At 69.5% G+C, this 15,267-nt stretch carries 12 protein-coding genes; 5 read left to right on the top strand and 7 right to left on the bottom strand.

Translation table 11 applies throughout. The annotated features are described in order from the left end of the window. Positions 1–3: 3 nt before the first annotated feature. Positions 4–1,011: a LacI family DNA-binding transcriptional regulator gene (locus tag BN1186_RS09405; protein ID WP_040283746.1), complete on the bottom strand. Its 1,008-nt coding sequence runs from the start codon at positions 1,009–1,011 to the stop codon at positions 4–6. 114 nt (positions 1,012–1,125) lie between these two features. Here BN1186_RS09405 and BN1186_RS09400 point away from each other — a divergent pair, with 114 nt between their 5' ends. Together BN1186_RS09400 and BN1186_RS09395 are read left to right on the top strand one after the other, a co-directional pair. After that, positions 1,126–4,146, top strand: coding sequence for an alpha-mannosidase (locus BN1186_RS09400; protein ID WP_040283745.1), 3,021 nt, complete (start codon positions 1,126–1,128; stop codon positions 4,144–4,146). Beyond that, positions 4,143–5,315, top strand: coding sequence for a glycoside hydrolase 5 family protein (locus tag BN1186_RS09395; protein ID WP_040283744.1), 1,173 nt, complete (start codon positions 4,143–4,145; stop codon positions 5,313–5,315). Before BN1186_RS09400 ends, BN1186_RS09395 begins: the two co-directional genes overlap by 4 nt. A 35-nt stretch (positions 5,316–5,350) precedes the next feature. Here BN1186_RS09395 and BN1186_RS09390 read toward each other — a convergent pair whose 3' ends face one another. Next, the gene (locus tag BN1186_RS09390; RefSeq protein WP_052459997.1) at positions 5,351–6,541 is read right to left on the bottom strand and encodes a leucine-rich repeat domain-containing protein; all 1,191 of its coding nucleotides are present in this window, start codon (positions 6,539–6,541) and stop codon (positions 5,351–5,353) included. A gap of 172 nt (positions 6,542–6,713) precedes the next feature. Here BN1186_RS09390 and BN1186_RS09385 point away from each other — a divergent pair, with 172 nt between their 5' ends. Continuing rightward, complete coding sequence (locus tag BN1186_RS09385; protein WP_040283743.1) at positions 6,714–7,595, top strand: hypothetical protein; 882 nt, start codon at positions 6,714–6,716, stop codon at positions 7,593–7,595. A gap of 75 nt (positions 7,596–7,670) precedes the next feature. On the opposite strand, the gene galE is transcribed toward BN1186_RS09385, so the two are convergent. The 5 genes from galE to BN1186_RS09360 all read right to left on the bottom strand — a co-directional run bounded on the left by galE (position 7,671) and on the right by BN1186_RS09360 (position 13,781). Beyond that, a complete protein-coding gene (gene galE, locus BN1186_RS09380) occupies positions 7,671–8,687 on the bottom strand; it encodes a UDP-glucose 4-epimerase GalE (protein ID WP_040283742.1) in 1,017 nt (338 codons plus the stop codon). Between the two features lie 234 nt (positions 8,688–8,921). Continuing rightward, on the bottom strand, positions 8,922–10,301 hold the full coding sequence (locus tag BN1186_RS09375; protein WP_040284003.1) for an L-serine ammonia-lyase: 1,380 nt from the start codon (positions 10,299–10,301) through the stop codon (positions 8,922–8,924). 38 nt (positions 10,302–10,339) lie between these two features. After that, positions 10,340–11,638, bottom strand: a complete 1,299-nt coding sequence (locus BN1186_RS09370) for an MFS transporter (protein WP_052459996.1) — start codon at positions 11,636–11,638, stop codon at positions 10,340–10,342. After that, complete coding sequence (locus tag BN1186_RS09365; RefSeq protein ID WP_218975445.1) at positions 11,631–12,092, bottom strand: MarR family winged helix-turn-helix transcriptional regulator; 462 nt, start codon at positions 12,090–12,092, stop codon at positions 11,631–11,633. The genes BN1186_RS09370 and BN1186_RS09365 overlap by 8 nt, the downstream gene beginning before the upstream one ends. A 1,212-nt stretch (positions 12,093–13,304) precedes the next feature. Beyond that, positions 13,305–13,781 carry a cupin domain-containing protein gene (locus tag BN1186_RS09360; protein ID WP_040283740.1) on the bottom strand — a complete coding sequence of 159 codons (477 nt, stop codon included), beginning with the start codon at positions 13,779–13,781 and terminating at the stop codon, positions 13,305–13,307. A gap of 86 nt (positions 13,782–13,867) precedes the next feature. Here BN1186_RS09360 and BN1186_RS09355 point away from each other — a divergent pair, with 86 nt between their 5' ends. Together BN1186_RS09355 and BN1186_RS09350 are read left to right on the top strand one after the other, a co-directional pair. Then, on the top strand, positions 13,868–14,770 hold the full coding sequence (locus tag BN1186_RS09355) for an oxygenase MpaB family protein (RefSeq protein ID WP_052459995.1): 903 nt from the start codon (positions 13,868–13,870) through the stop codon (positions 14,768–14,770). Positions 14,771–14,936: 166 nt separating this feature from the next. Further along, positions 14,937–15,266 carry a hypothetical protein gene (locus BN1186_RS09350; RefSeq protein ID WP_040283739.1) on the top strand — a complete coding sequence of 110 codons (330 nt, stop codon included), beginning with the start codon at positions 14,937–14,939 and terminating at the stop codon, positions 15,264–15,266. Position 15,267 lies beyond the last annotated feature (1 nt).

Below are 15,267 nucleotides of genomic sequence, written 5' to 3'. Positions count from 1 at the left end.
TGCTCAGGCGCGTTGCGTGGATCCGCGGACCTCGAGCCGGGGCGCCGGCTCCACGACCCCGCTGGAGTCCTTTCCGTCCAGCACGTCGAGCAGCAGCTTCGTCGCGTGAGCACCCAGCTCCGAGGGGTCGCGCTTCAGCGCGGTGACCGGCGGCTGCACCATGCGGCACAGCGGTGAATCCTCGAACGACGCCACCGCCACCTCGTCGGGCACCTTCACGCCCAGCGACGCGATCGCGGTGAGGCCGCCCAAGGTGAGTACCTCGTTGTCGTAGATGATCCCGGTGGGCGGCGTGGGCAGCGAGAGCAGCCCGCGGGTGGCGGCCCGGCCGGCGGCCTCTGTGTAGTCGGTGGCCTCCACCGGGCACACCTCGATGCCCAGCTCCCCGCAGCGGGCAGCGAAGGCCGCCACGCGTTCCTGCGTGTGCACCAAATCCGCGGTGCCGGGGACGTGGGCCAGGCGTTGGTGGCCCTGCTCGTGGAAGTGGTCGACGAGTATCCGCATGGCCGCCGCGTCGTCGACGCGCACCCCCGGCAGCTCGGTCTCGCGTTGGGCACCGAGGAACACCGCGGGCAGCCCCAGTTCCTGCAGCATGGCCGGGCGCGGGTCGTCGGCGCGTGGATCGATCAGCACCACCCCGTCGACGCGGCATTCGAAGTGCCACTGCCGGTAGGCCTCCAACTCCTGTTCAGGGGTGTCGACGAATTGCAGCACGAGCGCCAGCGAGCGCGACGTGAGCACCTGTTCGATGCCCGCCAGCAGGAACATGAAGAAACGCTCGCCGGTGAACGAACTGGTGGGCCGCGCGATGATCAGGCCGATGGCTTGGGCGCGGCCGGCCGAGAGCGCGGCGGCGGCGACGCTGCGCTGCCAGCCCAGTTCCCGGGCCACCTGCTCGATGCGCGCCCGCGTGGCGTCGGAGACTCCGGGGCGGTCGTTGAGCGCGAAGGACACCGCCGTCGGCGATACGCCGGCGATGCGGGAGATGTCTTTGATGGTGGGCCGGGCCATGGGCGTGATTTCTTCCAGTCAGTGGTAGTTCTTGTTAGCCTAACTAAACCGCATTAGGATGGTGACGAAATCCGCAATGCTGCAGATTTTCACACGATAATCGAAAGGTGCGCCGTGCACGACAACGCAGCCATTCTGGACGGCAGGGTCGCCCGCTGGCTCGACGAGAGAATCCGTCCGGCCCAGACCTCCGTCGTCTCCCAACTTGAGGTGGCTGCAGCCCCCCTGACGGATCCCGACGGGGTGGTGGGGCAGGGCGAACCTGTGCCGCTGGCCGAGGGCCTCTCGCTGAGCTACGAGCCGTTGGAGGTGGGCGACAAGTGGGGCCCGGCGTGGGGCACCACCTGGCTGCGCTTCCGCGCCGTCGTGCCTGAGGGCCACCGCGGTGACCGGCTCGAGGCGTTCATCGACCTGGGCGGGCAGTACGAGTCGCCCGGTTTCCAGTGCGAGGGCCTGGTGCTGCGGCCGGACGGCAGCGTGATCAAGGGCCACAACCCGAAGAACAAGTGGATCCCCGTGGAGCAGGGCGACGGCGGCGAGGTGGAGTTCTATCTCGAGGCCGCGTCGAACCCCGTCGTGCTGCACTTCCCGCCCTTCATGGAGACCCCGCTGGGTCGCAAGGACACGGCAGGGGACGGGCCGGTCTACGAGTTGCGCGCCGCGGATCTGGTGGTGGTGCACGACGAGGTGCGCGCCCTGGCGCTCGACATGACGGCGCTGCAGGGAGTGGCCGCCGAACTGCCGGAGGACTCGGCGCGGCGTTGGGAGATCCGGAGGGCGCTCGACCGGGCGCTGGACCGCATCGACCTGTTCGACATCCCGGCCACCGCCGGGGCAGCGCGCGAGCAGCTCGTGGAGGTGTTGGCCGCACCCGCCGCGGCTTCGGCGCACACGCTGGTGGCGGTGGGCCACGCCCACATCGACTCGGCCTGGTTGTGGCCGCTGCGCGAAACCCGCCGCAAGGTGGCGCGCACCATCGCCAACCAGCTCAACCTGCTGGAGACCTATCCGGAGCACCGGTTCGCGTTCCCCGCGGCGCAGCACTCGGCGTGGCTGGAGGAGGACCATCCCCAGCTGTTCGAGCGGCTGCAGCACGCCGTCGAGAAGGGGCAGATCGTGCCCGTGGGCGGCATGTGGGTGGAGGCCGACGCCAACCTGCCCGGCGGCGAGGCGATGTGCCGCCAGTTCCTCTACGGCCAGCAGTACTTCCGCAGGGCGTTCGGGCGCGGCTGCGAGCAGGTGTGGCTGCCTGACTCCTTCGGCTACTCGGGCGGGCTCCCCCAGTTGGCGCGGCTCGCCGGCGCCGAATGGTTCCTGACGCAGAAGATCTCCTGGAACCAGGTCAACCAGTTCCCGCACCACACGTTCTGGTGGGAGGGCATCGACGGCACGCGCATCTTCACGCACTTCCCGCCGGCGGACACCTACGGCTCGGACCTGTCCCCGGAGAACATGGCGCACGCGGCCCGCAACTTCCGCGACAAGGGTCGCTCGGACATCTCGCTGGTGCCGTTCGGCTACGGCGACGGCGGCGGCGGGCCCACGCGGGAGATGCTGGAGGAGGCGCGGCGCGTGCGTGACCTGGAGGGCTCGCCGCGCGTCGAGGTGGGCACCCCGCGCGAGTTCCACCAGCGGGCGCTGGCGGCGCACGAGTCGCCGTCGGTGTGGGTGGGCGAGCTGTACCTGGAGCTGCACCGCGGCACGTTCACGTCCGTGCAGGCCGTCAGGCGCGGCAACCGCCGCAACGAGCATCTCCTCCGCGAGGCAGAGCTGTGGGCCGCGACCGCCGCGGCCCGCAGCCTGCTGGAGTATCCCCTGGCACGCTTCGGCGAGCTGGGGCGCGAGGTGTGCCTCTACCAGTTCCACGACATCCTGCCCGGCACCTGCATCTCGTGGGTCTACGACGACGTGATCGCCGGGCACGAGCGCATCACGGAGGAGCTGCTCGGCATCATCGAGGAGGCGCAGGCCGCGCTGGCCGGCGACGGGGAGGACGAGGTGGTCTTCAACGCCGGCCCCCTCGCCATCGACGGGGTGGCCGCGCTCAGCGCGGGCGTCGCGCGGCGCGACGGCGGCGTCGAGGTGCGTGCCGATGGCGGCGGCGCGGTGCTCGACAACGGCCTGGTGCGTGCCGTGCTGGACGAGGCCGGGCGCGTCACGTCGCTGGTGGACCTGGCCACGGGGCGCGAATCGATCCCGCCCGGGCAGGCCGCGGGTCAGCTGCACCTGCACGTCGACTTCCCCAACCAGTGGGACGCCTGGGACATCGATTCGACGGCGTACAACACCGTCGAGGTGCTGGAAGGCGAGGTCGCCGAGGTGGGGGAGGGCGCCGTCGAGGTGTCCGTGCCGCGGGTGGGTGCCCGCGTGCGGTACTCGCTGCTTCCCGGTGAACCCCGGCTCCGGCTGGACCTGACGGTCGACTGGGAAGACCGCGACAAGCTGCTGAAGCTGGCCTGGCCCGTGGACGTGCACACCGATTCGGCCGTCTCCGAGATCCAGATGGGTCACCTGCGTAGGCCCACGCACACCAACACCTCCTGGGACCACGAGCGTTTCGAGACCCACGCCCACCGCTGGCTGCACGTCGGTGAGGAGGGCTACGGGGTGGCATTCGCCAACGCGCAGACCTACGGCTGGGACGTCACGCGGCACTCCCGCGAGGGCGGCGGCACGTACTCGCTGGTGCGGGCGTCGCTGCTGAAGGGATCCCGGTTCCCGGACCCGCGGCAGGACATCGGGCAGCACACCTTCCACTTCACCGTGCGGCCCGGCGCCACCGTCGAGGACGCGGTTGCCGACGGCTACCTGGCCAACCTGCCCCCGAGGGTGCGCACCGGCTCACCGGTTGAGCCGCTCATCGCGGTGGACGGGCCGGTGCTGGTGGAGGCCGTCAAGCTCGCCGAGGACGGCTCCGGTGACGTGATCGTGCGGCTCTACGAACCCTACGGCGCGCGGGCCGAGGCGTCCGTGACGGCGAGCTTCGAGGTCGCCTCCGTGGTGGAGACGGACCTGCACGAGGAGGAACTGGACGGCAGGGAGGGCCAACAGGTGGCCGCCAGCGCGCTGGTGTCGCCGACGCGGCTGTCCCTGCGCCCCTTCCAGGTGGTCACGCTGAGGGTGGTGGCGGCATGAAGGTGGGCGTCAACTACACCCCGCGGGTGGGCTGGTTCCACTCCTGGCTCGACCTCAACCCCGACGACGTGCGCCGCGACTTCGAGTCCTTCGCCCGCCTGGGCCTCGACCACGTGCGGATCTTCCCGCTGTGGCCGTTGCTGCAGCCCAACCGCGGGCTGATCCGCAAGCCCGCGATCGACGACGTGCTCACCGTGTGCGACATCGCCGGCGAATTCGGGCTCGACGTCAGCGTCGACGCCCTCAACGGGCACCTGTCCAGCTACGATTTCCTGCCCAGTTGGGTGGTGACGTGGCATCAGCGCAACCTGTTCACCAACCCCGTCGCAGTGGCGGGGCAGGCGGCGCTGGTGGCGGCGCTGGGCGACGCCCTCCGGGGGCACCCGGCCGTGACCGGCATGACGCTCGGCAACGAGTTCGCCCAGTTCGCCGCGCCGGATGATCCGCACCGGCACCCGGTCATCTCGGAGGCCACGCCGTCGGAGATCGACGCGTGGTTCGAGGCGGTGCTGCATCCGCTCGAGCAGGCCTGGCCGGCGCGCCACCACCACAGCTTCGACGACGACCTGTGGTTCGTCGACCGGCACCCGTTCACGCCGCGGCACGCGGTCACGCAAGGGGCCTCCACGACGGTGCACGCGTGGGTGTTCATGCAGGTGGGGCCGCACTTCGGGGCCGGGCACCCGGCGCTGCCGCTGTTCTCGCGGTACCTCCTCGAGCTGGCGCGGGCGTGGAGCCCGGATCCCCGCCGCGCGGTGTGGCTCCAGGAGGTGGGCGTGCCGCGCTCGCAGGCCACCGACGAGGAGGCGCCGGCGTTCGTCTCCGCGGTGCTCGACGGCGTGCTCGACACCCCCGGCCTGGAGGCGATCACCTGGTGGTGCAGCCACGACGTGGCCCGCAGCCTGCTGGACTTCCCGGTGCTCGAATACACGCTGGGGCTGTTCACGGCCGACGGCGACCCCAAGCCGGAGGCCCTGCTGCTGTCCGAGCGGATCGGCGAGCTACGCGCAGCGCAGCCCCGGCCCACCTCGGGCGAGGTGGAGTTCCGGGCAGACTGGGCCACGGGCGTCGGTCGTTCCGTGACCGGCCCCACCGGGCCGGTGTTCGCGGAGTGGCTCGAGCGGTGGATGGCGGGCGAACGGCCCGGTCTGCGCCGCGTCGAGGCCTGAATCCGGGCCTGATTCCAGGCCGGACCGCGGCGGCGTCAGCCGAGCACGTCGACGTAGACCCCGCCGTCGGCCAGCCCCTGCAGCACCTCGCTGTTGGTGAGGGGGTTGCCCCCGACGGTGAGGTAGCTGATGGCGCTCATCTGCTGCAGCGGCGTGGCGCTGGGGACGCGGTTGCCGTCGATCTCCAGGTAGACGAGTTGAGTCAGCGTCGCCAACGGTGTGACGTCGGCGATGTCGTTGTCTGCCAGCACCAGGTCGGTGAGCTGGGTGAGGCCCGAGAGCGGGGCGACCTCGTGGATGTCGTTGTCGCGGAGGTACAGCAGCGACAGCCCTGTGAGATCGGTGAGCGGCTCGACGCTCGTGATCCGGTTCGAATCGGCGATCAGCAGGTCGAGCGTGGTGAGGTCGGCAAGCGGGGTGAGGTCGGTCACCGCGTTGTCGTCGATCTCGAGCTCGGTCAGGGACGTGAGGTACTGCAGGCCCTCGAGGCTGGTGACGCCTTCGTCGGAGCACACGAGCACGTCGAGCGAGGTGAGGTCGTCGCTGGGGACTTGCTCATCGACGCACTGGCGCAGGGCGTCGTCGTCGATGAACGACAGGTCGCCCGGGGTGGGCGTGAACGTCGGCTCGGTGGGCTCCGGGGTCGCCGTCGGCTCGGGGGTGAGTGCAGGAGTGGTGGGGGCGGCTGTGGGCGTGGGCTGGCCGGGAACCGGCGAGAAGCGGACCATGTTGTTGAAGACCCACTGGCGCTGCCACTGGTAGCCCGCGGGGGTGGCCGCGATCACGTCGGCCTGGATGTAGGAGCGGCAGCCGTTGAAGCCGGTGGCATCTGTGTCGCACTCGGTGCGCCACTGGCGTCCGTCGAGGGCCGTCCACTGGCTGGTGCCCCGCTGCACGCCGTCGGCGGCCAGCGGATTGCCCTTCCAGAGCGAGCGCGGGCTCGCCTTGTATGTGAGGTTGTTGAAGGCCCAGCCGTTGACCTGCACGAACCGGCCGTCCTCGAACTTCACGACGGTGGCCTGGATCTCGGTGCGGCAGCGCTCCGTCTGGGAGTACGGCTCGCAGACCGTGCGCCACACGCGGCCGTTGACGTGGTGGGTGCCTTCGGTGATGTAGACGTCCACGGCCTGCGCCTCGCCGGCGGTGAGCGCCACCCCGCCCGCGGCGAGGGCGAGGCCGGCGGCGAGTGCGCCGAGTCGTCGGGGGAGAGAAGGATTCGCGGCCATGGTGTGAGCTCCCGGTGTCAGCATCGTTGCTTACTGACCCATGCTAAATGGCTTTAGCTTCCGTGTCACGGCTTTGGGTGACGACGTCCGTGGTTTCGCGGGGAACGACCTCGGTATGACGACAGCCGGGCCCCGCGTGGCTAGCCTGGCATCAACGACGAGGGGAGCCGACATGCAGGCCGTGGAGGATGAGGTGGTGGCGGCCGAGGTCTCCGTCGAGGAGTGGGCCCCCGGAGGCGAGGACCGCGGGTGGTTGTCGCTGGCCATCGGGCTGGCGGGCTTTCTGTTGGGAACGGTGCCGTTGCTGGCCTTCGCGGTGCGGCAGGGCATCGAGCAGGCGGAGCTGACCAACGGTTTCCGGTTGGACGTGCAGATCTTCAGCTACGACCATTGGACGAGGTTCGCGGCCTTCGTCTTGATGGCGGCGTTCACCGCGCTCGGCCTGCGCTGGGCCCGGCGGCGGCAGAAGGTGCCGGCACGGCCGGCCGTCTTCGTGCTGGCCGTGGGCATGCTGCTGCTCGTGGTGCCTGCTGTGACCTTCCTTACCGGCCGGCCCAGTTCCGCCGGGCCCACCACCGCCGTCGGCGCGGGGATGCTGGTGGTCTACGTGCTCTACGCGGCGCTGGTGTTCTGGCTGCTGACCTCGCGCAGCACGGTGGCGTTCACCGTCGGTGCGGGGTTGCTGTTCCTGCCTGGGATGTACTGGCTCAACGGCCTGGCGATGGCGGCCTCGATGGATGCCGGCGCGTTGGTGGCGTCCTACACGCCGTTCCTGATGGCGGCGCTCATGGGGTTGACCCTCGGCAGGTGCGGCTGGCGCACCGGCCCGCGGTTGGCGGCCTGGGCGACGGTCACGGCACTGATGACGCTGGGCTACGCGGGGCAGAGCACGGCGGAGTTCGCGCTGGCGAGCGGCCAACCGGAGTATGTGGGTTCCGTGTTCCAGATGGCGCTGCAGTTCTCGCTGCTGCCCGCCGGGATCGCGCTGCTGGTGGGGGCCCTGGTCGCCTCCGTGGAGGGGCGGCGCCGCGAGCGGGTTGTTGACGCTTCCTGAAATATCGCTACGAAATGAGGGGGCGGTGTGGATAATCCACACCGCCCCCTCAATCGGTAGAGATAATTCGCGGGATCAGGCGTCGGCGAACCCGTTGGGGTTCTCGGACTGCCAGCGGTAGGTGTCGGCGCAGGCATCGGCCACGGACTTCTCCGCGCGCCAGCCCAGCTCCTCGTGGGCCTTGTCCACGTTGGCGTAGCTTTCGGCCACGTCTCCAGGGCGGCGGGCGACGATCCGGTACGGGATCTCCTGGCCGGCGGCGGCCTCGAACGCGTGCACGATCTCCAGCACGGAGGACGGCTGGCCGGTGCCCAGGTTCCAGACGTGGTAGCCGGTGCGGTCCGTGAGGTAGTTCAGCGCGGCGAGGTGACCTGCGGCGAGGTCGACCACGTGGATGTAGTCGCGGCGGCCGGTGCCGTCGGGTGTGTTGTAGTCGTCGCCGAAGATCATCAGCTTATCGCGGCGGCCCGCCGCCACCTGCGCCACGAACGGCAGCAGGTTGTTCGGGATGCCCTTCGGGTCTTCGCCAATGCGGCCGGACTCGTGGGCGCCGATGGGGTTGAAGTAGCGCAGGATGCCCACGGCCAGGCCCGGGTTGGCGGCGGCCGCGTCCTCGAGGATCTGCTCGAGCATGTGCTTGGTGCGACCGTAGGGGTTGGTGGCGCCGGTGGGCGCGCTCTCCGTGAACGGGGGCTCGGACTCCTCGCCGTAGACGGTGGCGGAGCTGGAGAACACGATGCGGTTGCAGCCGTGCTTGGCCATGGTCTCCAGCAGCGTGATGGTGGAGCCGATGTTCTCGCGGTAGTAGGTCAGCGGGATCTCGGTGGATTCGCCCACGGCCTTCCAGCCGGCGAAGTGGATCACGGAATCGGGCCGGAAATCGGCGAAGGCCCTGTCGAGGGCCTCTTCGTCGCGGACGTTGGCCTCGATGAACTGGGCCTCGCGGCCGGCGAGATCGGCGACGCGGCGCAGCGATTCGACGGAGCTGTTGGACAGGTCGTCGACCACGAGAACGTCGTGGCCGGCCTGCAGAAGGGCGAGTGTGGTGTGGGAGCCGATGTAGCCGGCCCCACCGGTGACGAGCACGCGCATGAGCGGGGTTCCTCCTCTGGGTCGCCTCCCACTCTAGACCCGCGCACTCCGGGCATGAACGGATGGGTGGCCGAGGTGAGCGAAACGCTCAACCACTCCGTCGCCCTCCCTGGGGTCGCCCGGGAGGACCGTGAGCAATTGGATAGGGTCACGGCGCGACACGCCGGGGAAAACGCCTCAAAATGCGCGTGACCCTATCCAATTGCTCACGGCGCTCACGGCCGGGCGGCGGGGTCAGCACTCGATAAAGGCGACGGCGAGGCCGCCCTCGGAGGTCTCCTTGTACTTGCTGAGCATGTCGCGGCCGGTGTCGCGCATCGTGCGGATCGCCTGGTCGAGCGTGACGCGGTGCCGACCGTCGCCGTTGAGCGCCAACTGCGCAGCGTTGATCGCCTTGACCGACGCCATGGCGTTGCGCTCGATGCACGGCACCTGGACGAGCCCGCCGATGGGGTCGCAGGTGAGGCCGAAGTTGTGTTCGAGGCCCACCTCCGCGGCGTTCTCCACCTGCGCGGGGGAGCCGCCCATCACCTGCGCCAGGCCCGCGGCGGCCATCGCGCAGGCCGAACCCACCTCACCCTGACACCCCACCTCGGCGCCCGAGATGGAGGCGTTCATCTTCAACAGCATGCCGACGGCGGTGGCGGCCAGCAGGAAGTCCACCACATCGTCGTCCGAGGCCCCCTGCTGGAACTTCATGAAGTAGTGCAGCACCGCCGGGATCACGCCCGCGGCGCCGTTCGTCGGGGCGGTCACCACGCATCCACCGGCCGCGTTCTCCTCATTGACGGCCAGCGCGTAGAGGTTGACCCAGTCCATGGCGGAGAAGGTGCGGGTGATCAGGTTGGGGGCGCCGTCGCGGGAACTGAGGTGGCGGTACAACTCCGGGGCCCGGCGCTGCACCCGCAGCCCGCCGGGCAGTTGGCCCTCCTGGTGCGTACCCCTCTCCACGCACTTCTGCATCGCCTCCCACACCTCGAGCAGGGCCTCGCGGGTCTCGGCCTCGGGGCGCCATGCCAACTCGTTGCGCGCCACCACCTGGGCCACCGAGAGGTCGTGCCGGGAACAGAGGGCGAGGAGTTCCTCAGCGGTGGCGAACGGGAACTCCACGGCCACGTCCTGCACCCCGGTCTCGCCGGATTCCGCCTGCGCCTCGTCGACGACGAACCCGCCGCCGATCGAGTAGTAGGTGTTGGCGGCCACCTCGCGGCCCTCCCCGTCGAGGGCCGTGATCGTCAGGGCATTGGGGTGGTGGGGTTTGGATTCGTGGTGGAACAGCAGATCGGAGGCCCACTCGAACGCGACGGTGTGGTCCCCGAGCGTCAGACCCTCGCCACGCACCACTGCGTCGACGGCGGTGCGCATCGCGTCGGGATCCACGCGCTGCGGCTCGAAACCCAGCAGGCCCGCCACCACGGCGCGGTCCGTCCCGTGTCCCAGCCCGGTGGCCGCGAGCGAACCGAAGAGGTCGACGCGCAGCCGCGCCACATCGTCGGCCGTGACCGCCTCGAGAAGCTCCGCGCAGAAGAGGGCGCCCGCACGCATCGGCCCCATCGTGTGGGACGACGACGGGCCCACCCCGATCTTGAAAAGGTCCAGCGCACTGATAGCCATGTGCCGACGATACCCGCGTCCGACTGGGGGTGCTGCGGTTAGCGCACGCCCTCGTAGAGCGGGCGGCCGGAGAGGGTGCGGGCGCGGATGCGCAGCGGGCGACCGCGCTCGATATTGAGCCGTAGCCCGTCGTGCACCATGAAGTAGGCGAGCACGCCCAGCGCGGCCAGGCCGGTGGACAGCGCCGCCACCAGCACGGAGGCGCGGGGCCCGAGCACCTCGCCCAGCCAGCCGATCATCGGCGCGCCCAGCGGGGTGCCGCCCATGAAGATCGCCATGTAGACCGCCATCACGCGGCCGCGGAACTCCGGGGCCGTGGCCAGCTGGACCGCCGCGTTCGCCGTCGTCATCACCGTGAGGGCGAAGAACCCCGAAGGGATGAGCAGCAGCGCGTAGACGGTGTAGTTGGGGGAGAACGTCAACGCGAACGTGCTCACCGCAAAACCCATCAGCGCCACGAGGACGGTGCGGAGGTTGGGCTTGCTGCGCCGCGTGGCCATCAGGGCGCCGGCGAGCGTGCCGATGGCCATGATGGTGCCGAGCATGCCGAACTCGCGGGCGCCGACGCCGAAGACCTCCGTGGCCATGGTGGCGTTGAAGATCTGGAAGTTCATGCCGAAGGTGCCCAGCACGAACACGAGCACCAGCACCACCAGCAGATCGGGCCGCCCCGCCAGATAGCGCAGGCCTTCGCGTGCGGCGCCGCGGGCCTTCACCGGGGGCGCAGGGTGGAGCTCCTCGGCGCGCATCAGCGCGAGCGCGCCGATGAAAGCGAAGAAGCTCAAGCCGTTGATCAGCAGCGTCGGGCCCACCCCGACGGCTGCGACGAGGATCCCTGCCAGGCCGGGGCCGATGAGGCGGGCGCCGTTGAACGACGTGGAGTTGAGCCCCACGGCGTTGGGCAGCAGCGTCAGCGGCACGATCTCGGAGACGAACGACTGGCGCGCGGGGTTGTCGAACGCGGTGATGGTGCCGGTCAGGAAGGCGAACACGAACACGTGCCACAGCTGGACGGTGCCGGTGGCCACCAGCGCCCAGAGGCCCAGCGCCGTGCCGGCGAGCATGAGTTGGGTCACGGCGAGGACGCGACGCTTGTCGAACCTGTCGACCACGGCGCCGGCGTATGGGGCCAGCAGCGGGATCGCGAGGAACTGCAGCGCCGTGACGATACCCAGTGCGGTGCTGGAGTTGTCCGTCAGCTCGGTGAGGACCAGCCAGTCCTGGCCGATGCGCTGGATCCAGGTGCCCAGGTTGCTGACCAGGGCGCCGAAGAAGAAGAAGCGGTAGTTGCGCACCGCGAACGAGGCGAACATGCGCCAACGGGTCTGCTCAGGCATGCGAGACCTCCAGCAGGAGATCAGCGGCCTTCCTCAAGAGCGCCAGGTGGCTGTCGTCGAGGGAGTCGATGTGGGTGAGCATCCAGAGGTCGCGGTGCGCGATGGTCTCCTGCACGACGGCGGCGCCGTCGGCGGTAGCGGTGATGAGCACCTGCCTGCCGTCGCTGGGGTGCGGCTGCTTCTCGACGAGGCCGCGCTCGCACAGCGCGTTGAGGGTGCGGGTCATCGACGGCGTGCTGACGCGGTCGTGTTCCGCGAGCTGCGTGGGGGTCTGCGGCCCGACGCGATGGACGCGGGCCAGCACGGAGAAGAGGTGGGGTGGGAGCTCTGAGGTCGACTCGAAGCGCACGCGGCGCGCGATGCGCTGGCACGCGAGGCGCAGGTCGTTGGCGAGGGTGGCCTTGTCGAGGGGCATGTCTGGAGCGCTGGGCGTTGAGGTGATGGTGTCCGTCACGGTGTCCTTTCGTGTGACCGAAGGTTAGTGTAGCTCATTACCTTAGCTAATCAAAATGCGGCAGAGCGTCACGCCCCGCGTTGGTTGAGCCGGTTGCCTCCGAGCGCGTGTCCTGAGCCAGTCGCCTGCGAGGAACGAGCAGCGCGTCTGGTCGAAGGATGCGAGGACCACGACCGTGTCGAAACTGCTGCAGCCGATCTGTCACCTGTTCCACTGCGGGGGTGTTCCGCCGAGGCTGGGGGAAGGCGGACGCGAGTGTTGCCCTGACGCATGAGCGGCGACGTTCGGTTGTCGCTTCTCGGCGTGGCCTCGAAACTCGCGTCCTTCATCCCCCACCCTCGGCTTGACCGTTTCTGCTGCCGGGGCTCTGTGCCGACACCGTTGTCGGCGTTGTTGCCGGAGTGTCCGGTGTCGGGGTGGGTGTTGGATGGTTGCCGTTGCTGGGCAACTAGGGACCTGGGTGAAGGTCCGGTGCCGGAGAAGCACGTGCGTCCCCCCGACCCCGGCCCCTCCTTGGAGTCTGGCTGGTCGACCCTGTGGTCAGGTTCATGGTCATGCTGCGGGCGCCCTTCACTTCGACCTGCTCGGCGCTCTGCGCGGAGGCATGCTCAGTACGAGCGTCGCCGTGCAGAGCGCCGAGCAGGGACCAGACCCCGCAGCCGGTCTGACACCTGATCCCCAGCGGGCCGGCCCCTGCTTTCTCTGTCAGGCCGCGTGATCCTGGGGCCGAAACCTTGGCTCTTTGAGGAGATCGGGAAGGGCAAGGACGAAGGCCAGACCGCCTGAGATGTGGCGGGAGGAAACAGCCGCATGCCCTCTGTATAGAGGCTTATGGCAGTTTTCTCCCGCCAAATCTGGGGAAGCGCTGATTATCGCGTCCCTGAGCCAGGCGCCCGCGGCTGGTCGAAGGGCGCTAAGCGTGACCAGGGCTCGAATCGACACTCGCCCGTCCTTTACTTCGACCAGTCGCTCGTTCCTCGCGACTGGCTCAGCACAAGCGACAGGGTGCGGGCGCCCGACTCAGGAAACGGGGAACTAATCAGCGCTTCCCAGACGAGGTCGCGAGTCCTGATCAGGGCAGGCGACCTCGTTCTTCTCGACGTGGCTGATGAGGCCGCTGTCCCCGCCAGGTCGGCTGAGATGTCACAGCCCCCCGGCGCGAAGGCGGCGGGGGGCTGGTGGAACGACGGCGACCCGCCGTCGGTCAGCGACTCAGGCGGACTCGTCCTCGACGTCGGGCGCCGGCTGGTGTGACCAGCTGGGCGGCTCGTCGTTGCCGGCCTCTTCATCGGCCTCAGCCATGGCGGCGGTCTCGTGGACCTTGCCCTGGGCGTGGTGCGTGGGGGCGTAGACGACGTACAGCTGCAGCGGCTCGTCGCCGGTGTTGAGCACGTCGTGCCACGTGCCTGCCGGCACCTGGATGGACCAACCGTCCTCAACCTCCTGCTCGTAATCGAGCTTGTCTTTCTCCGGCCCCATCACGCACTTGCCCTTGCCGGCGTCGATGCGGAGGAACTGATCCGTCTCCGGGTGCACCTCGAGGCCGATGGACTCCCCGACGGGAATCGACATCAACGTGACCTGGAAGTACTTACCCGTCCACGCCACCGTGCGGTAGTTGGTGTTCTCACGCGTGGCGGTTTCGATGTCGAACGTGTTGGGTTTGGGTCCGTTGTCAGTGATCTTCATGCTGCCAACTCTAGTCCCGCTCCGTCGGCCCGACGGCGGGTTGGGGCGAAGAACACCCCTAGGTAGGGCCCACGTACGCTGGATGGATGATCAATCCTGTGGCCTCGATCCGCAGCCTCCTGGGGCGCACACTGCGCTCGCGGGTGGCCGGGGAAGATGCCGACGCCAAGGCCTTCCTCATCTGGGGCGCGCCCGGCGAGCGGTGGCACAGCCCCGAAGACGTCATCTGGCACGTCAACGGGGACGCCGCCATGTACGCAGGCGGTATCCGCGCGCTGCTGCTCCAAGCTCTGCACCCGGCCGCGATGGCCGGTGTCGCGGGTCATTCCGGGTACCGCTCAGACCCGTGGGGCAGGCTGCAGCGCACCTCCGAGTTCATCGCCATGACCACCTACGGCCCCATCCCGTCGGCGGAGGCGTTGATCGCCAAGATCCGCGCCGTGCACGAGCGCGTCCGCGGTAAGACCGACGACGGCACGCCCTACCGCGCCTCGGACCCGCACCTCCTCGAGTGGGTGCACATCGCCGAGACGCACAGCTTCCTGGCCAGCTACCAGCGCTTCGGGGAACGCAAGCTGACGCAGGCCGAGACCGACGAGTACGTGGCGCAGGCCGCGCCCGTCGGTGAGCTGCTGGGCGCCGTCGATCTGCCCCGCACGGAGGCCGAGTTGCTCGCCGCCATCGAGAGGTACCGCCCCGAGCTGCACGCCTCCGAGGCGGCGCTCGACACCGTAGCCTTCCTCCTCAAGACCCCGCCCGTGCCCTGGCCCGCGCGCCCCGGCTACTGGATGTTGGCCGCAGGCGCGATCGCGACGCTGCCCGCCTGGGCCCGCCGCGAGCTGAAGCTCCCCGCCGGGCGGTGGTTCGACGTGCTCATCGGCCGGCCGCTGGGTCGGTTCTCGACGGCGATCGTGCGCTGGGCACTGACGCCTGAGTCGCGGCGCGACCGTGAGGACTTCAAGGTGGGTAACGAGGCTCCTGCGGGGTAGTTGTCCTTTCGCCGGATACACCCCGCCCGTTGTCGAGGGGGGACACCCAGCCGAGAGGACAACCACCCCCGAGTGGGACGCCCGAAGGGCGAGGGAAGTGGCCCCGAGGGGGGTGGCCCACGGCGCCCAGGGGCCGTAGCCTGGAAGCTCCAAGGAGGTGGTTCGGATGACCCCGAAGGCATGGAGCGCGAAGCGCGAGCGGCAGTACGAGCACATCAAGGAGGGTCTTGAGGAGCGCGGTGAGAGCGAGGAGACCGCGGAGGAGATCGCCGCCCGCACCGTCAACAAGGTGCGCGCCCAGGAGGGTGAGGCGAAGGAATCGAGCAAACTGTCGCGGGAGGACATCCCGCCCAGCCGGCGCGGCGGGCTGCGCTCCCACAAGGGCGCTGGCGGCCGCACGCGCGATCAGCTCTATGAAGAGGCCAAGCGCAAGAACATCGAGGGTCGCTCGAAGATGAACAAGGCCGAGCTGCAGAAAGCGGTTGACGCCGACTGAT

Origin of the sequence: Tessaracoccus massiliensis (genome assembly GCF_000826065.2) — a bacterium.
Classification (GTDB): Bacteria; Actinomycetota; Actinomycetes; order Propionibacteriales; family Propionibacteriaceae; genus Arachnia; species Arachnia massiliensis_A.
This window is presented reverse-complemented; position numbering and strand designations above follow the sequence as displayed.